This window comes from Bifidobacterium subtile (assembly GCF_000741775.1).
GTDB lineage: Bacteria > Actinomycetota > Actinomycetes > Actinomycetales > Bifidobacteriaceae > Bifidobacterium > Bifidobacterium subtile.
Genome location: NZ_JGZR01000007.1, coordinates 102,329 through 121,481, shown reverse-complemented (window position 1 = coordinate 121,481; position 19,153 = coordinate 102,329). Strand labels below are relative to the sequence as shown.

At 61.6% G+C, this 19,153-nt stretch carries 12 protein-coding genes and 2 pseudogenes; 2 read left to right on the top strand and 12 right to left on the bottom strand.

Annotation, left to right across the window (positions count from 1 at the left end):
* Window positions 1-69 precede the first annotated feature (69 nt).
* The 4 genes from pulA to aroC all read right to left on the bottom strand — a co-directional run bounded on the left by pulA (window position 70) and on the right by aroC (window position 8,964).
* Window positions 70-5,160, bottom strand: a complete 5,091-nt coding sequence (gene pulA / locus BISU_RS07470) for a type I pullulanase (protein ID WP_152599032.1) — start codon at window positions 5,158-5,160, stop codon at window positions 70-72.
* Window positions 5,161-5,484: 324 nt separating this feature from the next.
* Window positions 5,485-5,955: a type II 3-dehydroquinate dehydratase gene (locus BISU_RS07465; protein ID WP_024462959.1), complete on the bottom strand. Its 471-nt coding sequence runs from the start codon at window positions 5,953-5,955 to the stop codon at window positions 5,485-5,487.
* Between the two features lie 108 nt (window positions 5,956-6,063).
* A complete protein-coding gene (locus BISU_RS07460; RefSeq protein WP_024462958.1) occupies window positions 6,064-7,704 on the bottom strand; it encodes a bifunctional shikimate kinase/3-dehydroquinate synthase in 1,641 nt (546 codons plus the stop codon).
* 72 nt (window positions 7,705-7,776) lie between these two features.
* Window positions 7,777-8,964 carry a chorismate synthase gene (gene aroC / locus BISU_RS07455; protein WP_024462957.1) on the bottom strand — a complete coding sequence of 396 codons (1,188 nt, stop codon included), beginning with the start codon at window positions 8,962-8,964 and terminating at the stop codon, window positions 7,777-7,779.
* A gap of 45 nt (window positions 8,965-9,009) precedes the next feature.
* Between aroC and BISU_RS07450 the strand changes: the two genes are divergently transcribed.
* On the top strand, window positions 9,010-9,486 hold the full coding sequence (locus BISU_RS07450; protein WP_024462956.1) for a prepilin peptidase: 477 nt from the start codon (window positions 9,010-9,012) through the stop codon (window positions 9,484-9,486).
* Here BISU_RS07450 and mltG read toward each other — a convergent pair.
* The 6 genes and pseudogenes from mltG to BISU_RS07420 form a co-directional block, all read right to left on the bottom strand.
* The gene (gene mltG, locus BISU_RS07445; protein ID WP_024462955.1) at window positions 9,483-10,742 is read right to left on the bottom strand and encodes an endolytic transglycosylase MltG; all 1,260 of its coding nucleotides are present in this window, start codon (window positions 10,740-10,742) and stop codon (window positions 9,483-9,485) included. The two genes, BISU_RS07450 and mltG, sit on opposite strands and share 4 nt — an antisense overlap.
* The gene (gene ruvX, locus BISU_RS07440) at window positions 10,742-11,224 is read right to left on the bottom strand and encodes a Holliday junction resolvase RuvX (protein ID WP_024462954.1); all 483 of its coding nucleotides are present in this window, start codon (window positions 11,222-11,224) and stop codon (window positions 10,742-10,744) included. Before ruvX ends, mltG begins: the two co-directional genes overlap by 1 nt.
* 6 nt (window positions 11,225-11,230) lie before the next feature.
* Window positions 11,231-13,909 (bottom strand): alanine--tRNA ligase, encoded by a 2,679-nt coding sequence (alaS, locus tag BISU_RS07435; RefSeq protein WP_024462953.1) that lies wholly within the window; start codon window positions 13,907-13,909, stop codon window positions 11,231-11,233.
* A gap of 264 nt (window positions 13,910-14,173) precedes the next feature.
* Complete coding sequence (locus tag BISU_RS07430) at window positions 14,174-14,410, bottom strand: hypothetical protein (RefSeq protein WP_024462952.1); 237 nt, start codon at window positions 14,408-14,410, stop codon at window positions 14,174-14,176.
* A pseudogene (locus BISU_RS07425) lies at window positions 14,410-14,807 on the bottom strand (DUF948 domain-containing protein). The gene BISU_RS07430 and the pseudogene BISU_RS07425 overlap by 1 nt, the downstream one beginning before the upstream one ends.
* 537 nt (window positions 14,808-15,344) lie before the next feature.
* Window positions 15,345-16,019, bottom strand: coding sequence for a histidine phosphatase family protein (locus BISU_RS07420; RefSeq protein WP_024462950.1), 675 nt, complete (start codon window positions 16,017-16,019; stop codon window positions 15,345-15,347).
* Between the two features lie 101 nt (window positions 16,020-16,120).
* Here BISU_RS07420 and BISU_RS07415 point away from each other — a divergent pair, with 101 nt between their 5' ends.
* On the top strand, window positions 16,121-16,486 hold the full coding sequence (locus BISU_RS07415; protein ID WP_024462949.1) for a phage holin family protein: 366 nt from the start codon (window positions 16,121-16,123) through the stop codon (window positions 16,484-16,486).
* A gap of 333 nt (window positions 16,487-16,819) precedes the next feature.
* Here BISU_RS07415 and BISU_RS07410 read toward each other — a convergent pair.
* Both BISU_RS07410 and BISU_RS07405 read right to left on the bottom strand, forming a co-directional pair.
* Window positions 16,820-17,659, bottom strand: a pseudogene (locus BISU_RS07410) (nitrilase-related carbon-nitrogen hydrolase).
* A 68-nt stretch (window positions 17,660-17,727) separates the two neighbouring features.
* Complete coding sequence (locus tag BISU_RS07405; RefSeq protein WP_024462948.1) at window positions 17,728-19,152, bottom strand: amidase; 1,425 nt, start codon at window positions 19,150-19,152, stop codon at window positions 17,728-17,730.
* Between the last annotated feature and the right edge of the window lies 1 nt (window position 19,153).

Here is a 19,153-nt window from a genome sequence, read left to right as displayed (position 1 = left end):
CACAGTCTCACGCGCAGCCCCTCCGAAAGGCTCTGCACGGCTTCCATGCAGGCCGTGCAGAGCCGCCGTTCACCGGCGTTTGCGCGTGATGGCTCGCACGATAATCACCGCCGCGCCTGTCAGCATCAGCACCAGTCCGATCACGACGATGACGGCTACAGAGCTGCCTGTCGTTGCGACGCGTGCATGCTGGCCATCATTGTGCGCGCTGGAATGCGTGCCATCAGGTCGGGTGCTGTCGCCCGGCTGGCTTCCATCCGGCTTCGGGTTGCTCGACCCGGGTTTGCTTGGCTCGGGCTTACTGCTTGCAGCCTTCGTGGTGAGCACGGCGGCGGAAAGCGCGGGGACGCTGTATCCCTTGTCGCCGACTGTGACCGCAGTCGTTTCCACTTTGCCGCCAGCGACCAGCGAGGTGTATTCGCCGGCTGTGATCTGAGGCAGCTGAACGGCGGTTTCGTTGGCGTTGAGCACCACGACATAGATTTCACCGCCGCTTGTGAGCGAAAACGCCACGACGCCGTTGACCTGATTGCCCTTGATCTGCTTGCCGCTGACCTGCCTGCCGTTGGCCGGCGCGAGCATCGTCATGTTCTTGGCGATGTCCTCGTAGGTGGCCATATGCAGCGCCGGCACCGATGCGCGCAAGGCGATGAGCCCGCGCATATACGCCACCGAATCGCGTTGCTGGACCGTGCGGTCCCAGTCGATCGCGTTGACCGCGTCGCCGGACTTGTAGCTGTTGCCATCGCCGCCCTTGGTGCGCAGGAACTCCTGGCCGAGCTGGAATGCGACGGTGCCTTGGGAGAGCATCACAGCCGAATCGACGAGCTTGGCCCGCGCCAGGATCTCGGCCTGGTATTGCGCCTCGCTCTGCCCGTCCTTGCGCGGCACGCTTTTCAGGAGCTTGTCGTACAGGGTCAGGTTGTCGTGTATTTCGGCGTACTGCACCACCTGCCCCGGGTCGCCGTACTTGTTCGTGGCATTGCCGTTGGTGCACAGCGCTTCGGGGGCTGTTCCGGCGAGGTTGGGGCAGGCCATCATGTTGTTGGCGATGAGGTCTTCCTTGCCTTCCGCGCCTGAGGCGAAGCCCGTGTCCGTGTCGTTGAACACCGAGCCTTTGAGCGCGTCGCGCAGCGAATCGTTGAAGAAGGCGATGCCGTTGTCGCCGTTCTTGGCGGCGACTTCGTAGGCGTTGGGCTGGATGGTCATGTCCGCTTTGGGCATGGTGGTGTTCATGTCCCAGCCTTCGCCGAGCACGATGATCGAAGGGTCGATCTTGTCGAGCGCCGAGCGCACCTCTTGCATGGTCTTGAGGTCGATCAGCCCCATCAGATCGAAGCGGAAGCCGTCAAGCTTGTACGTCTTGGCCCAGTAGGTGACCGAATCGACGATGTATTTGCGCATCATCGCCCGTTCGGAGGCGGTGTCGTTGCCCACGCCGGAATTGTTGACGAGGTTGCCGTTCGCGTCGTAGCGCAGATAGTAGCCGGGCACGGTCTCGTTGAAGGCGTGCGTGCCGGCATCCTGCACATGGTTGTAGACCACGTCCATGATGACGCGGATGTTGCTGGTATGCAGCCCGGCAACCATCTCCTTGAGCTCCTTGATGCGGGTCGCGGGATTCTTGGGGTCCGAGGAATACGAGCCTTCGGGCACGTCGTAGTTCACCGGGTCGTAGCCCCAGTTCTGCGCGCCGCGCTCGTTGTTCGGGTCGTAGGACAGATCCGTGTTCTCATCCACGCTGCCATAGTCGTACATCGGCATGATCTGGACATGGGTGACGCCCAGCTTTTTCAAGTAGTCCAGCCCGGAGACCGCGCCGTCGGGCGTCGTCGTGCCGCTTTGCGTCATGCCCAGGTACTTGCCCTTGTTCTGGGGCGCGATGCCGGAGTTCGGCGCGATCGAGAAATCGCGGATATTCGTCTCTGCGATCACCGCATCGCTCGTCTTGCCGAAAGGCTTCATGCGCGGCGCCGTGACGGCGATCTCCTTGGCCGCCAGCGCCACCGAGCGTCTGCCGTTGACCACGGACGCCTTGGCATACGGGTCTGACGACTGGTTGACGGTGCCGTCGGCGAAGGTGAGCGTGTAATCATACACGAGGTCGGCGCCGGGCACGGTGGCCGTCCACACGCCCAGATCGTTGCCAGTGCCACCGTGCGTGCCGTGCGTCATCGCGATCGAATCCTGCTTGGCCCCGTGCTCCGAATCGTCGCGGTACAGGTTGAGTTCGACCTTGCTCGCCGTCGGCGCCCAGAGCTTGAAGACGGTGTCCTTGCTGTTCACCGTTGCGCCCAGATCATCGCCGTCGTACGCGTATTTCCTGTCGAAGGCGTCGCTGCGCACCACGGCCCCGAGCGAAACCGGAGCCTGTCCGAAGCCTTCGACCGCGACCGTGTGCGGCGCAGTGACGTCGAGATCCTTGTCGGTGCCCACAGTGAGCGCATTGCCTTCGACGCTGACGCTCGCTGCTGCGGTGCCATCGACCGTAACTGCAGGCGTTGTGGCGGTCGTGCGGCTGAGCTTGACCGTGATGGTGCGGAATGCATCCAGCTGCGCTTTGGCGATGGAATCCTTGGTCACCAGCAGCGTGCTGTTGGTGTAGACGGTTGGATCGCCTTGAACCAGCCAAATTTCCGCGTTCGCACTGCCATCCTTGTTCACGGATACCGCCGAGGCTGGAATCGCGCGATTGTCGCCGTTGGGATCCTTGGCTTCCCAACCGTCCCCGCCGTATCGCACAAGGAATGCAGGCTTGGAGCCGGCGAGCGTGTACTTGGCGGTGAGTCCGAAACGATCATGCGAGGAGAAGGGGTATGCGGCGCCATTGGCTGAATCTGACCAGCCCCAGATATCCCAGGCCTTGTTCCCGTCGGCGCTCGCGTAGTCGTCGGCGAAGCGGTGGTAGTGAATCGTCACGTTGACGCTACTGAATTGCTTCTCATACCCGGCAGGGGCCTGGCTCAAAGTCTCGTCAGGCTTGGAGCCATCGATCCAGACCTCCGCAGTGCCGTTCGAGCCGTCGATCATGCGGTTGTCGCCGACTTTGTTCCACTGCTCGTCGGTGATGATAACCCCGATCTTGCCAGCTGCGAAGGCGCCGTTCAGCGTGGTTTCGAAGACCTGTCCGTACGAATCGGTGCCAGTGAAGGCATGATGTGCGCCGTCAATCGATGCGCCATCCTTATCCGTGGCCCACAGGTACACGCCGCGCTGCGCGCTGTCCGCAGGCTTGTAGTGCACAATCACTTTTGTCTTGGGGCTATAGGGTTGCAAGTCGCCGGGTATGCCGGCGGACGCGGCATGGTTATCGACGCTGGTCCAGTGGCCGAGCGCCGTGTAATTGCCGCCGCCGTCAGGATTGTCCCATGCGCCGGATCCGTTGGTAAAGACGTATTCGAGCGGCTTGCCCTTGGGATCGAGCGTGACCGAGACCCAGCCTTTGCCTGCCTCCTGCATGACGAGGTCGCCTTGTTGCTGCCAATTGTCAATGCCGTAGTGCAGCGTGGCGCTGGACCAGCCTGCAGGAAGCTTGTAGTAGACTGTCCGGCTCGTATCTGTCGCGGGCTTGGCTTGCTTATCGTTACGCGCAAGATCGGGGTCGCTAGGGTCGCGCCGCTGCGTGCCCGTCCATTGGCCTTGCGTCGCTCCGACATGGATTGCAATCGCGGCATGCGCAGGCAGATCAGCGGTGAAGCTGCCGTCAGAGCGCACGTCGACAGTCTGCGAGCAATCGCCGGTGGCGTAGACGTTGCAGTAAGTGCCGGCGGGCAGTGAGGTGGCGAAAGACTGGTGGGAGTCGTTGTCGCTGTTATTGATCGCCAGATAGCCTTTCGAGCCCCGTCCGAAGCCGAGCACGTTGGCGCCGTAGGTTTTCCAGTTGCTCACTGCAGTGCCGGCGACCGCATTATGGTAGCCGATCATGCCACGGATGGCAGTCCAGCGCTCCGTGCACTGCCAAGTACCGGGGGTCATCGACCCATCGCTCGGGCAGGTCACGTCGGGCACAGAAACATCGCCCGCTCCGGGAGCACCGTCGTCATTGCCATTGAAGTAGTAGCCGGAGTAGACGTGCGGCTGCCCGTAGCCATTGGCCAGCATGAAGGCGTTGGCCAGCAGGTATGCGGAGCCTTTCTTGTAGGTCAGGGCCGAGCCACGTTCAGTGTCCCAGTTGGTCACGAAAACCGCGGCCTTGTCGGAGCTCACCCAATCCGGGCCACCGACTTTGGCCAGACCCCGGCTCTCATCGGTGATGTCACTGGAGAAAGCCACCGCAAGATGGTTGGTGAAGTTGAATTCCGAGACCTTGCCGGTGCCGAGATAGTTGGCGGGCTGGATTTGCGCGGCCTCGGATGCGCTGCCGATGACCTCCTGCTCGAAGAAGATGCTATCAGCATCACGACCCGACTTCTGAGCCAGAAGGGTTTTTATCGCCGTCACGTCGGCGCTGGCGATATGCTTCACCGCATCGACGCGGAAGCCATAGACGCCAAGTTTAAGCAGGCCGTTGAGGTAGTCGGCGATTTTCTCCTGGACTTCCGGCTTGCCAGTGTCCAAATCCATCAGTCCAGACAGGCGGCAGTTTTGCACGTTGCCGGCGTCGCTGTAGTTGCTGATATTGCTCGTGCATGAATGGTAATCGGCAGGAGTGTAGCCCGGCGTTGCCTTGAGCGTGCCGTCGCTGTCGTACTCGCTGCCCTGTTTGCCTTCGCCGGCGGCGCCATAGCGCGGCGAGCCATCAAAGGTGCCGAAGGTGTGGTTAATCACCGCGTCGGCAATGACGCCTACACCCGCTGCCTTGCAAGTGGCGATCATGGATTCGAATTGCGCCTGCGTGCCGAGCTTCGAATCGAGCTTGTAGCTGGCAACCTGGTACGAAGTCCACCATTGCTTGCCCTGGATCGTCTCCTGCGGCGGGGAAACTTCGACGTATCCTACGCCTTCAGGACCGTAGACGTCGGTGCATTGCCGAGCCACCGATTCCCAGTTCTGCTGGAATGCGATGACGATGACATCCTTTGCCCCTGTTGGCGACGTCTGCTCGCCCAGCGCCATGCTCGGCGCCGCGGCAAGACCGGTGAGCGCCAGCGCGGCGCTGGCGGCGAGCGCGGCTATCCGTCTGATTGCGGAGCCAAGCCGTTCCAAGTTCATATGCTGCATGACCACGTGTCCTTCCATGTTCTTCATTGAGTGCGGCCGGCGGCCTTCGCCGCCGCTTACCGGCAGCGTACACAGCTTGGGATCTGCGGCAAACCGCTGCGCGAGCCTTTGCGCCGCACAGGCCCTAACCGTTCGATGTGCGTGATCCCAACCTCCGTTTGCGAACGTATGCCCTTGCCTATGCCGCAGCAATGCGGAATTCCATAGCCAAGTCGCATCAACGTATGCATACGTTTGCAACCGCCGGATGCCGATAGTGTAACGCGGATCTTATGCAAATGCAATGAAACAGGCATGGCGCAGGTAGGCTGCAGCCAGCCTGCGCTACTCGATGAGGTGGGCGACGGCTTCCAGGGCCAGCCGGTAGCCGTAGAACCCCATGCCGGTGATGGTGCCGGTGGCCACCGGGGAGATCACGCTGTGCTTGCGGAAGGCGTCGCGCGCCGAAGGGTTGGAGATGTGGACCTCCATAAGCGGCAGGCCGGTGTCCGTGACCATGTGCGCCGCGTCGGACAGCCCGTAGCTGTAATGGGTGAAGGCGGCAGGGTTCATCACCACAGGGGTTCTCTCGTCGACGGCGCGGTGCATCCACCCGATCATCTCAGCCTCATCGTCGCTCTGGCGCACTTCGACATGCAGGCCGAGCTCGCCGCCCCAGCCTTCGCACAGCCGGGTCAGCGCGGCCAGGTCGTCGCTGCCGTAGACGTCGGGCTCGCGCACGCCCAAGCGCCCCAGATTCGGTCCGTTGACGACGATGATGTGGCGTGCCGCCGCTGCGGTGTTGATCGTTTCCATGGCTGTGCTGCCTCTTTCTCTTCATGTATGTCCATTCAGAACGTTCCTGCTCGCCTGTCTGCCTGCGCCTGCCCGCCCGTTTCCTATCAGGTCGGCGCAATGTGGCGGCTATCGATGCGCGGGGGCCTGCTGGATGCGCACGAAGGCCTCGTGCACGGCGTCCTGCGGCGGGTCTTCGAGGTGAATCGGGTGCCCGATGCCGTCCAGGATCACGAAGCGCAGGTGATTGCCGCGCGCCTTCTTGTCGCGATGCATCAGGGCGAGCACCTCGTCCCAGTTCTCATGATGCCAGGATGTGGGCAGCCCCAAGGACCCGAGCAGCGAACGGTGGTAATCGACCTCGTCCTTGTCGAGATAGCCGAGGATGCCAGCCAGCTCGGCCGCATAGACGCATCCGACAGCGACCGCGTTGCCGTGGCGCCAGCGGAAGTGCTCAAGCGTTTCAATGGCATGGGCCAGTGTGTGGCCGTAGTTGAGGAATTCGCGCAGCCCGGCCTCTTTGAGGTCGCTGGAGACATGGTAGGCCTTGACCCGCACGGTGCGCTCGATGAGCTCGGAGACGACGCCTTCGAGCGGCGAGCCGAGGAACGCCGCGCCGTCGAATGCGCGCAGCTCCTCGCCGTGATCCTCAAGCAGATCGAGGATGCCCTCGTCCATGATGAGTCCGGATTTGGCGACCTCGCCGAGTCCCTCGGTGAAGATGTCGTTGGGCAGCGTCGCCAGCGTTTTGAGATCGGCGAGCACGCCTGCCGGCGTGTAGAAGGAGCCGACCAGATTCTTGCCTTGCGGCGTGTTGACGCCGGTTTTGCCGCCGGTCGAGGCGTCGACCATCGCCAGCAGCGAAGTCGGGCAGTTCACGTAGCGGATGCCGCGCATCCAGGTCGCGGCCACGAATCCGGCCAGATCGGTGGCCGCCCCGCCGCCGAGCCCGACAACCGCATCGGACCGGGTGAAGCCCTCATTGCCCAGTCGCTCCCAGATGCCATTGGCCACCGGATTGGTTTTGCCTGCTTCGGCATCGGGTATCACGACGTCCGAGACACTATAGCCCGCTCGGCGCAGCAGCGCGCGCGCATGATCGCTATGCCGCTGTACCGGCTGGGTGTGGATCAGCGCAATCTTCGTGGGGCGCTCCCCTAGGATCTCGGGCAGCTGCTGCATCACGCTTTCGCCGACACGCACGTCGTATGGCTCGATGGACAAGCCGGTGACATGGATTGTTCGTTGCATAATCGCCTCCGTCAGTTTTCTCGCCGCCATCTGCGGCGTCGACCCGTGCGTGCGCACGTGGATATTCGCCAGCTCGGAGAATACCGGGTCGCGTTCCTCGAACAACTGCTTCCAGCGCGCATCGGGGTCGCCTTTGAGCATTGGCCGGTTGCCGCCGCGCCGTGCGCGCTCCATGGCTTCCTTCGAGTCGGCCTGCAAGTAGATAAGCCGGCCACCATCGCGAACATAGTCGGCAAGGGCCTGCCGGGTGGCCGGGGTCATCGGGGCGCCGCCGCCGAGGGAAAGCAGGCCGTCGTAGCCGTCGAGCAGCTCGCAGATCAGTGAGGATTCCAAATCGCGGAACGCCTTCTCGCCGTAGCGTTCGAAGTACTGCGGAATGCCCATGCGCGCCTCATCCTCGACGCGCTGGTCGGCATCGATGAACGCCACGCCGAGCATCAATGCGGCCTGATGCCCGACACGGGTCTTGCCTGCTCCGGGCATGCCGATGATGACGGCGAGCGGGTGATGTGCACTCATAGAGGAAGTCCTTCTCATGAAACGACCGAATACCGATGCCAGCGGATCTGAACGACTATGGCAACGCGCCGTTCAGCGCATATGCTCAGGCCAGGAGGAGAGGTACTGCTCGGCGTTGCGCCGGGTCTCAGCGATGCTGTCGCCCCCGAACTTCTCAAGAATGAAACGCGCAAGCGTGAGCCGGACCATTGCCTCGCACACGACCGAGGCGGCCGGAACCGCCGTGCTGTCGGAACGCTGGTTGATGGCCTGCGCAGGCTCGCCCGTGTTGACGTCGACAGTGCGCAGCGCGCGCGGAATCGAGGGAATCGGTTTCATGGCGGCCCGCACGCGGATAATCTCGCCGTTCGACATGCCGCCTTCGATGCCGCCGGCGCGATTGCTCAGCCGTGCGATGCGCCCGTCCTCGCCCGGCACCATTTCGTCATGCGCCTGCGAGCCGAAGCGCTCGGCCTCTCGGAATCCGTCGCCGATCTCCACGCCCTTGATGGCTTGAATGCCCATGATAGCGCCGGCCAGAGCGCCATCCAATCGTCGGTCGGATTCCACGTAGGTGCCCACGCCGGCGGGCATGCCGTAGGCAAGCACCTCGACGACGCCGCCGATGGTATCGGCCGCCGCCTTGCCTTCGTCGACCCGTGCCATCATGCGCTGCGCTGCCTCGGCGTCCAAGGTGCGCACCGGAGAGGCGTCAAGCGCCTCCACATCGTCGGGAGTGGGCAGCTCGTAGTCGTCGCCGACGCCCGTGCCGCCGATCGAAACGACATGCGCGACAGTGCGTACACCTACTGCCTGTTCAAGGAATCGCGCAGCGACAGAGCCGAGCGCCACACGGGAGGCGGTCTCGCGGGCACTGGAACGTTCAAGCACCTCGCGGGCGTCATCGAAGCCGTACTTGCGCATGCCTGTCAGGTCGGCGTGCCCTGGCCTCGGGCGGCTCAGCGGCGCGTTGCGGCCGGTGTCGGCAAGCTCGTGATCGAGCGGATCGGCGCTCATCACCTCCGTCCACTTGGGCCATTCGGTGTTGGCGATTTCAATGGCGATAGGCGAGCCGAGCGTCCTGCCGTGGCGCACGCCGGTAAGCAGCCGCACCTTGTCCTGTTCGAACTTCATGCGCGAGCCGCGCCCATACCCCAGCCGCCGACGTGCCAGCGCATCGACCACATCCGCGCTGGTGACCTCGATGCCGGCGGGCAGCCCCTCGATCATCGCGACCAACGCCTCACCGTGCGATTCACCCGCAGTCTGCCAGCGCAACATGCCTTCTCCTTCGCCTATACGATCAACTTCGACTATCTTACTGTCATGTCCTACTTTGCCATGCTGCCCAGTCTGCTATGCGGAATCCTGTTGGCCATAGAAGACCTGCGCACCCGGCGCGTGCCGCGCATCTGGGTCGCCTTCGGCATGGTCACGCAGTGCGCGGCGTTCATCATATACGGCGCGTCGCATGGCCGTCCTTGGGGTTTTCTGGCGGCTTTGAGCTATGCCGTCGCAGCCGCGCTGCTGCAATGGCTGCTGTCCTCGCTGCGCCCGGGCAGCCTGGGATTCGGCGATGTCACCTGTGCCGCGCTGGTCGGGCAGGCAGTCGGCTGGCTCGGCCTGATGGCCTTCCTGAGCTGGTGGCTGCTCATGGGGGTCGTCGGCCTGCTCTGGATCGGAGGCTGGCATGTTCGCAGCAGATTCAGCCATGCCCCGGCACCGATCCGAGCGCCGTTCGTGCCGGTCATCGTCATCTCCGGCGTGTGCGCCGCGCTGCTGCCCGGAATACTAATCTTCTAATTCGCATTGGAATTCGTCTGCTTGTACTCGTCGCGAATCTTCCAGAAATCGTCCTCGGTCGTGGCGAATTTGGTTTCGCCGGTATTCAGATTCGTCGTGACGAAATACAGCCAATCGCCCTCCGGCGGATTCATTGCGGCCTTGAGCACATTGTCACTGGGATTGCTGATCGGGGTCGGCGGCAGTCCGGCGTTCACCCGGGTGTTATACGGATTGGACCCGTCGGCCAGCATATCGTCGGTGAGCTTGTCTGCGCTGATGCCCAGCCCATAGGCGACCGTGGTATCCATGCCCAGATTCATGTTCTTATCGAGCCGGTTGAGAATGACACGCACGACCTTGCCGTAGTATTCCTGCGAATTGACCTCGGATTCGGCTATCGAAGCGATCGTGAGCAGCCGTTCCCGCTGCGCTCCGGAAGGCATCCCCATGGCGTCGAGCTGAGCGACGCGTTTGCTCACCATCGTTTTCATGATTTCTTCGGCAGAGTCTATCGCCTTGACATCGTATGACCCCGGCTCAAGCCAGCCTTCGAATTTGCCGCCGGCCTCAGCAGGCAGAATGCCCGATCCGCCCAAATCGAGCACGCGTTGGAACTCGGATTTGGCAATGCCGGACAAGCTTGCCGCATTGGCTATGACATCGGAGACCCGCTCGCCCGAGCGCACCTCAAGGAAACCGGTCGCCTTGCTCTGATCGGAAAGCGTCTTGGCGACGTCAATCGCAGCCATGTGCCGCTTCAGCTCGTAGGTGCCCGGGTACAGCGTGCTGCTGTTCGCCGCGACCGCGCTGGTGAAGGCCGCTTCGGATCTGATCACATCGGCGCTTTTGAGCTTCTTGGCGACTTGCACCGCATCATCGCCGTTGGCGACGGTGATGAGCACGCTTCCCGAGCCGGGGCCGGGATAGTCTGCGAGCTGTGCGGTAGGGGCATCGCGCGCGGAGGTCCAAGCTTTGATCTTCGTATAACTGAAATATCCGCCGCCTACGACGACGGCGATAAGGGCGATCACGATGACAGCGGCCTTGAGCTTGGTGTTGCGTCGACGCTCGCGCTGCCGCCTCATCTCTCGACGGGATTTGGGAGGGCTGGGAGGCAGGGGCAACGCCGCGCCATACTGCGCTTCCGGCTGTGCATCACGAGCCATGCCATCTGACGCGGCGCCGCCTGACGCAGTGTTTTCGAGCGCATTGTCATCCGACGCATCAGCGTCGAAACCGGTATCGTCGAAGAAGGTGTTGAAATCCTCGGGCACTAATCGCTCCTCTGATTGGTCCTGGCGTCCAACGCCGACTGCAGAATCACCACTGCCGACTGCTGGTCGACCACGGGTCGGTGGCGTCTGCCTGCGACATGCGCCTCATGCAGCTGGCGATGTGCGCTGACCGTGGTCAATCGTTCATCCACCAATGCTATCGAAGGTATGTCATGAATCGGTGACGACTCGTCTTCGCTGAGCGTAGTCAGCCGCTTGGTGAGATTCGCGGCCCAGCGTCGGGCCTTTTTCGCGCTTTTGCCTTCGCTGCCATTGAGCTGCAAAGGCAGCCCTACGACGATATGGTCGATTGCCTGGTCGGCGGCCGCATGATCTTCGATGATTTCGACCACGGCGTCAAGCGTGCGGAAGGAATCGCCCCGCGCGTCGAGGTTTTCCAGCGGGTGGGCGAAGGTGAGCTCCGGGTCGGACGATGCGAGTCCGACCCGGGCGTCACCGAGATCGACGCCAAGCCATGCCATGCCGGCTCAGACCCGCGCCACAGCTTGCGCCAACGCGTTCAATGCCGCATCGATCTTCGTGGCGTCGGCGCCGCCGCCTTGGGCGAAGTCCGGCTTGCCGCCGCCGCCTCCCCCGAGCACCTTCGATGCGCCGCGCACGAGATCTCCGGCCTTGATGCCCGACTTGCGGGCCGCCTCATTGGTCGCCACGGCGACCATGGGCTTGCCTTCTTCATTGACGCCGGCCAGCGCGACGACCGCCGGTACATCCTCACCCAGCTGGCCGCGCACGTCAAGCACGGTTTTGCGCAACGTTTCGAAGGATCCGAAATGGCCGACATTCCTGGCCGCGACTTTCACCGGAGCAGCGGAGTCCTTGGCCTGACTGACCAGCTGCGGCACTGCTGCGGCGAGCTGGCTTTCGTACATCGCGGCGAGCCTGCGGTCGGAATCCTTGAGCTTGGCCAGCAGCACATTGATCCTCGCGGCCAGCTCGTCGGGCCTCGCGTTGAGCGTGTCCGAAAGCTGGGAGACGAGCGCGTGCTCACGGGCGTTGAACTCATACGCCCCCTGGCCCACCACGGCGTCGACGCGCCGCACGCCCGAGCCGATGGAGGCCTCGGCCATGATGTTCACGCTGCCGATCTTGCCGACCTGATCGACGTGGGTGCCGCCGCACAGCTCGCGGCTCCAGCCGTCTTCGCCGATCGAGACGACGCGCACGATGTCGCCGTACTTCTCGCCGAACAGATGCATCGCGCCCAAGGCGATGGCATCGTCGAACTTCATTTCCTTGGTGGTCACGCTCAGGTTGTCGCGCAGCCGGTCGTTGACCCTGGCCTCGACCGTGTCGATCGCGTCCCTGCTTGGGGCCTTGGACCACTGGAAGTCGAAACGCAGACGATTCGGCGCATCCTCGGAACCGCGCTGGGTGGCCTGGGGGCCGAGCTCCTCGCGCAGGGCCTTGTGCACCATATGCGTGGCCGTATGCGAACGCGCGATGGCACCGCGGCGAGCGATGTCGATATTCGCGCTGACCTGCGAACCGACCACCAGCGTGCCTTCATTCAGGCGGCACTGGTGCACGATGAGGTCTTTGATGGGCTTCTGCACATCGTCGACTTCGAGCACGGCGCCCTCATCGGAGATGATCTCGCCCTGATCAGCTAGCTGTCCGCCGGCCTGCGCGTAGAATGGCGTGCGGTCCAGAATCACCTCGACCGTGGCCGGAGCGCTGACTGCCGGAACCGAGCCCTTGCCCGGCTGCATGATGCCCAACACGCGCGAACGGCTCGAATAGTCGGTGTAGCCCAGGAAGTCGATCGGCTGCACGAGCTGCTTCTTGAAGTCGTCGTAGACGCTCACATCGACGTTGTGCCGTTTCTTGAGCGCATCGGCGCGGGCGCGCGACTTCTGCTCGTCCATCAGCTCGCGGAACTTGTGCTCGTCAACCTGCACGCCTTGCTCCTGCGCCATTTCGAGCGTCAGCTCAATCGGGAAGCCGTAGGTATCGTGCAGCGTGAACGCGTCTTGGCCGGAGACCAGCGGAGCCTTCGAGCTCTTGGCCTTGGATACGGCAGTGTCGAGGATCGTCGTGCCTTTTTCAAGCGTGCGGCGGAAGGCATCCTCCTCGCCGTACGCGGATTCGGACACTTCATGGAAGGTCGTCTCCAACTCGGGATAGTTAGGAGCCATCGCATCCTTGGACACGGGGAACAGCTCGGGCAGCACCGGGTCGTTCACGCCCAGCATGCGCATGGAGCGCACGGTGCGGCGCAGCAGGCGACGCAGCACGTAGCCGCGGCCCACATTGCTCGGGCGCACGCCGTCGCTCATGATCATCAGGGCGGAGCGCACGTGGTCGGCCACGACGCGGAAGCGCACATCGGATTCCTCGTCCTCGCCGTATGTCTTGCCGCTCAGGCGCTCGGCCGCCTCGATGACCGGGTAGACCTCATCGGTCTCGTAGATGTTCTGCTTGCCTTGCAGCAGGTAGGCCAGGCGCTCAAGGCCCGCGCCGGTGTCGATGTTCTTGTGCTCGAGCTCGCCGACGATATGCAAATCGGTCTTCGACTTGACGTTGTCGACTTCATAGTTCTCGAACACGAGGTCCCAGATCTCGATGAAGCGCGACTCGTCGGCCGCAGGGCCGCCGTCCTTGCCGTATTCGGGACCGCGATCGACATAGATTTCGGAGCAGGGGCCGCCAGGGCCGGGGCCGCCGGTCGTCCAGAAGTTGTCTTCCATGCCGAAGATCTGCATGTGCGCAGGGTCGAAGCCTTCGTTGCGCCACAGCGAGCGGGCTTCCTCGTCATCCGTGTAGGTGGTGACCCACAGCCGCTCCGGGTCGAAGCCGTAGCCGCCCTTGTCCTGCGGCGTGGTCAGCAAATCCCACGCGTAATGGATCGCCTCTTCCTTGAAGTAGTCGCCGAAGGAGAAGTTGCCCAGCATCTGGAAGAAGGTGCCGTGACGCGTGGTCTTGCCCACCTCGTCGATGTCCAGCGTGCGCACGCATTTCTGGTTCGAAGCCATGCGCTGCGCGGGTGGGGTCTGCTCGCCCAGCAGGTACGGGATGAAGGGGACCATGCCTGCAATGGTGAACAGCGTGGTCGGATTCGGCGAGATGAGCGAGGCCGAGGGGACGACGAGGTGTCCCTGCTGCTCGAAGTAGTTCAAAAAACGCTTGGCGATTTGCGAGGTGCGCATGCGGGCGTTAGCTCCTTGGGTGTTTGGATGTTGCCACGCGGAGGCGTGGCTATATCACGATATTGAAAAACTACTGTGCCGTTGCCGTCCGGGTACCGCTGCAGCACTGACGCTCAGTGCTGCGAGGCTTTGAACAAGTCCGGCGGTTTGGTATTCCGTGCAAGACGATCATGGAACCGGCACCGTGGCAATGGCGAGTCGCTATGTTTTTGCAGTTTTTACTGCAGGGATTTCAGCTGCCGATCTGGCGAGATCTTGCAGCCATCAGCCGGCACGATCGATGTAGCGCCTGTTGAGCTCTTCCTCCCGGATTTGCCGCGCGGCGTTGAATTCGGCGATCAGCCCGCCGAGCGTCTTGGATGCCACCTGTTCCTGATCTGGGCCGAGCAGAAACTGACGTGCCTTGTCCGGCGTGTTCGCCTTGACGTAGGACTGCGCCTTGGACACGGCGATGACGCCGATGACGACGCCAACGCCAATCCACACGATTCGCTTGAACATCACAGCTCCTTGCCGGTTGCAGTGTCGACGGGCTTGCCCTTGGATTTCTTCGAAAGGAAGGATTGCGCTGTGGTCTTCAGCGCGAAGGCGGCCGAAGCCAGTTTGATTACCGGCTTGCCAAGGAAGGAACCATACAGATCGGTGAGTGCGCCGACGTTGTTCGCGGTGGTGGAGGCCGCCAACGATATCTTGTTGACATCCTCCAGCGACTTGTTGACCTGCTTGATGGTCGTCACGCTCTCATCGAGCGTCGGCATCGCGTGGTCACCCGTTTGCTTCACCGTTTCGGCGATCTGGTCGAGCAGCTTGCCCAGGCGGATCAGTGGTAGATAAGAAAGCCCGAAAGCACAGCGAACGCAATCGCCGCCACAAGTCCGGCGATGTCTCCGACACCCATCATGAACCTCTTTCCTCGTAACGTCACATCTGCATCGCAAGGCATCGAAAGCGGCCGATGCCTTCTGGCGTGCGCATACAATATGGGTTTTACCCTAGCCAACGCCCCAGACGCAAATATGGCCCGACGCATAATGCGACAAAGCATCGCCCGGATTTAGGATTTTCATGTTTCAGCGTACAAGGTTTCCCGTTTTGCGTATGTATCTGCGTTGTGTGTGGCGTTAAACCGACCCTGCAGAGGTCTATCTGCGTTATCTGTGGCGCTATTTCGAGGAGACCCGAGTATCAGGCGCTCCAAAACCGCCATTTTCGGCCAGCGCTACTCAAGGTGCCAAGGAATTAACGCCACACATAACGCAGATAGACCCGGGGAACCTCCCAATAACGCCACACATAACACAGATACAACGGTTTCGGGCGTAGTCATGCAGTTCCACAACGCCTCAACGGTGCCTCAGCGGTGCCCCCAGCGGTTCATGAAGGCTCCACGGGCATCCGGCCCATACGAGCATGGGCATAAGAAGCCGGTTTCCTCTTACTGGTTGTAGGACGCTACAGTGAAAGCACGGTCGATCGGCTGGGCGGTGTCGAAGTCGAAGCAGGTCACGCTGCCGTTCGCCGGCCGTTCGCTCAGATCGTAGCCTTCGGGCGCGAAACGGTGCATGAGGCTGAGCAGCGTGTTGCCATGCGATATCTGCAGCACGTGATCGCCGTCGTGCAAGGCCTGATTGTTCGCGATAAGCGCGTAGCCGCCTTCGATCCGCTGCCAGTATTCCTCGTCGGATTCCGCGTCGTGGAAGGGGTCGGCCTCTTTGAGGAAGTCCTTGGTGGCGCCAAGCCCGTATTGTTCGATGATCGCATTGTAGGTCGGCGCGCCGTGCGGAGCGCCCGCCGCCCACCATGCCACGTTCATGTCCTGGCCTTCGAAGTAGCCGTAGTACTGCTCGCGGAAGTGCATGTCGGCATGCAGTTCGGGGCGCTTGTGCCCGTTCTGCTCGTTGATGTCGAGAATGCGCTGGGCCGTAGTCTGGGCACGCGTGGTATCAGAGCAGTAGGCTGCGGCGAAATCGATGTCGCGCAGCTTGTCGCCGGCTTTGTCGGCGTCGGCGAGCCCTTTGTCGGTGAGCGGGGCGTTGGACCAGCCCTGCAGTCGGTTGTATCGGTTGAATGTCGTCTGTCCGTGGCGCACAAGATGCAAATGCACAATCATGGCTTCATAGTAAGTCACGGTTTCGATTACGGGATCCGTCTGGATTACGGCAGCTATTAGCGGTTACGGCAGTTATGGCGACCTGCTGGCATAATCGTGGTATGACACGTTTTCTGATTCGTTGGCTCGTGATGACCATCGCCGTGGCAATCACGGTGCTCATTCTGCCCGGCATGCATGCGATCGGCGATCCGCCGATCTTCGGCTTCGCCGCGTTCGCCCTGTTCATGGCGCTGATCAACGCCTCGATCAAGCCGATCGTGCATATGCTGGCGCTGCCGTTCAGCATTCTCAGCCTGGGGCTGTTCGCGCTCATCATCAATTGGCTGTTCATGCGCCTGGCCTCATGGCTGGCCATCGGAATCTTCGGCGTAGGCGTCGATGTCGGCGGTTTCTGGTGGTCGGTTCTCGCCTCGATCATCATAGCCATCGTCTCCAGCGTCGCCACCGCGATCATCGGCGAGTAGCAGCAAACGCAGCGTACGGCAGAACCCGCGTTATCGCGTTATACGTCACAATTCCCGCATGATGACGGAGCCTGTGCGGGAATTGCGCCGTTTGAACGGCCTGACACGACACAACACCCGCACGATCACGAAGGCAGGGCGGGAGTTGTGACGTATGACCACGTTCTAACGTCACAGCTCCCGCAGTAGGTACGACTTAGTGCGGGATTCGTGACGTCTCGGCGCGGCCACGTATGCCGTTAATGTGGCTGTGTCATGCGAGAAGGCGCAATTATCTCAATGCATACGCCAATCGCGCACGTTCTACAGCAGCATTCGCACGCCTCCCGAATTTCAGGAAGCGGCTATCTCTGTATACATCTCCGGTCTTCGATCGCGGAAGAACTGCCAATCGTTGCGCGTCTGGCGCACCGCATCGAGATCGATGTCGCGCACGAGCAGCTCCTCATGCTCCGATGAACCCTTTTCGCCCACGAAATTGCCGCGTGGATCGACAACATACGAGGTGCCGTAGAAATTTACCGCCTCCGTCCCGAATTCGTTCTCTTCGCTGCCTACGCGATTGGGAACACAGACATAATACCCGTTCGCAGCCGCGCCTTCCGGCTGTTCGATCTCCCACAGCCTGTCGGACAATCCCGGTTTCGACGCGTTCGGATTGAACACTATCTGCGCACCGGCGAGGCCAAGCTCCCGCCACGATTCCGGGAAATGCCTGTCATAGCATATGCATACGCCGATTCTTCCTACTTGCGTATCGAAAACAGGGAATCCCAGATTCCCAGGCCGGAAGTAGAACTTCTCCCAGAACTTCTCCAAATGCGGGATATGCGTTTTGCGATATTTGCCGGCAATAGTGCCATCCGCATCCACGACGACGGCTGTGTTGTAATACAGCCCCGCAAACTCCTCCTCGTAAATGGGAAGAACCATCACCATGCCAAGCTCCTTCGCCAGCGCTGCGAAGCGCTGGACGACCGGACCAGTGGCGGATTCGGCGTAGTCGTAGTACTTCTTGTCCTAAACGATGCCAAAATACGGCCCATAGAACAGCTCCTGGAAGCAGATGACCTTTGCCCCCTGCGCTGCGGCGTCCCGGGCAAATTGCTCATGCTTGTCCAGCATGGAAGCCTTGTCGCCAGTCCACGGTGTTTGCGTCAACGCTACTTTCATTGCATTTCCTGTCTTTCTCCAAATACATTCGTTGCGATGTTTTTCAGCCAATACGATTTGGCCTTTACTCAGAACTTCGGATGCGCCGAACTCCACGGGTGCGTGATTTCAAGCCCGTAGCCGATTCGGAACACCGAAGCCTCGTCATACGGCTTGCCGACAATCTGCAGTCCTGTAGGCACTCCTTCGGGGCCGAAGCCCGACGGCACTGCAAGCGATGGATTGCGATTGTTGATATTGAACGGCAACGCAATCTGATCCTGCCAGTAAAAGTGCCCGCACTGCCCTACTGAGTTCACCGGTGCATGGCAGCCCATGGAGTCAATGGCAGAGACCGGGCACAGCAGCGCCGAAGCCCCGTCCATGACTGCACTGAGCTGGTCGCGCATGACGCTTTCTTTGCTCAGCGTCACATCGAGCGGCATGGCATCCGCCGCCTCCTGCGCCCGTTCGATCCATTCATGGATGTACGGCGATACCGTGGCATGGGAACGAACGATATCGTGTAGGGTGAGGGGACCGAGTATATGCCCGTAATGCGCGAAGGCGAGGTCCATGATCTCTTCAGCATGCCAGGGAAGCTGGCACTCCTTTACCGTTGCGCCCAATTGTCGCAATGATTCGGCAGCTTCCATCAGATTCTCCGCCGTGGCCCGCTGCGTGGGGTAATCGCCCACAGTCGTACTGACCAGAACGGTGACGTCATGCAGATCGGTTTTGTCCGCTGGCTCCGGAACCGGCCGGAAGGGAACGGAAAGCTGGTCCTTCGGATGCTGCCCAGCGATGACATTGTGGAGCAGACGGACGTCGCCGACTGAACGGGCCATGGCGTTGTCACTTCTGTACCAGTCCATTGTGGATGGATGCAACCCTGGCACGACGCCGTATGGAGCCTTGTAGCCCACCACCCCGCAATATGCGGAAGGAATGCGCGTCGAGCCTCCTATGTCGGAGCCGGTAGCCACAGGAGCGAAACCCGAAGCCAAGCAGGCACCGGATCCACCTGAACTGCCGCCAGGAGTTTTTTCGGCATTCCAGGGGTTGACCGTAGTCCCCCACATCTTCGATTCGGTCACCGTGGCCGAGCAGAATTCCGGTGTGGTGCTTCGTACCAAAGGAACACCGCCAGCCTGAAGAATCCTCTCCACGATTGGATGGTTCCAATCAGGAACCGTTTCCAGCTCTTTTACGCCCTGCGATACCGGGTGGCCGGCAAGCTGATGCTTCTCCTTGAGAATGACCGGCACTCCCAAAAGCGGCTGCGTATGATGGTCGTTTTTCCCGTTCGCGTAGCTCTCATCTGCTTTCGAGGCCTTCTCCCTAGCTGTGTCATAGAGCTTCTCGGCTACGGCATTGATGGCGGGATTGACCTCTTCCACTCGGGAGATGAGCCTATCGATAACCGCTGATGGCTCAAGATCTCCGGACTGGTAGCGCTCTACCAGCGACTCAGCACTGGCGTAGGCATATGTATTAGACTCTTCCTGCGTCATA

Excerpts from the sequence above, each read along its gene's own strand:
- pulA (WP_152599032.1), bottom strand. The coding sequence starts at position 5,160 with ATGCAGCATATGAACTTGGAACGGCTTGGCTCCGCAATCAGACGGATA.
- BISU_RS07465 (WP_024462959.1), bottom strand. The coding sequence starts at position 5,955 with ATGGAAACGATCAACACCGCAGCGGCGGCACGCCACATCATCGTCGTC.
- BISU_RS07460 (WP_024462958.1), bottom strand. The coding sequence starts at position 7,704 with ATGAGTGCACATCACCCGCTCGCCGTCATCATCGGCATGCCCGGAGCA.
- aroC (WP_024462957.1), bottom strand. The coding sequence starts at position 8,964 with ATGTTGCGCTGGCAGACTGCGGGTGAATCGCACGGTGAGGCGTTGGTC.
- BISU_RS07450 (WP_024462956.1), top strand. The coding sequence starts at position 9,010 with ATGTCCTACTTTGCCATGCTGCCCAGTCTGCTATGCGGAATCCTGTTG.
- ruvX (WP_024462954.1), bottom strand. The coding sequence starts at position 11,224 with ATGGCATGGCTTGGCGTCGATCTCGGTGACGCCCGGGTCGGACTCGCA.
- alaS (WP_024462953.1), bottom strand. The coding sequence starts at position 13,909 with ATGCGCACCTCGCAAATCGCCAAGCGTTTTTTGAACTACTTCGAGCAG.
- BISU_RS07430 (WP_024462952.1), bottom strand. The coding sequence starts at position 14,410 with ATGTTCAAGCGAATCGTGTGGATTGGCGTTGGCGTCGTCATCGGCGTC.
- BISU_RS07420 (WP_024462950.1), bottom strand. The coding sequence starts at position 16,019 with ATGATTGTGCATTTGCATCTTGTGCGCCACGGACAGACGACATTCAAC.
- BISU_RS07415 (WP_024462949.1), top strand. The coding sequence starts at position 16,121 with ATGACACGTTTTCTGATTCGTTGGCTCGTGATGACCATCGCCGTGGCA.
- BISU_RS07405 (WP_024462948.1), bottom strand. The coding sequence starts at position 19,152 with ATGACGCAGGAAGAGTCTAATACATATGCCTACGCCAGTGCTGAGTCG.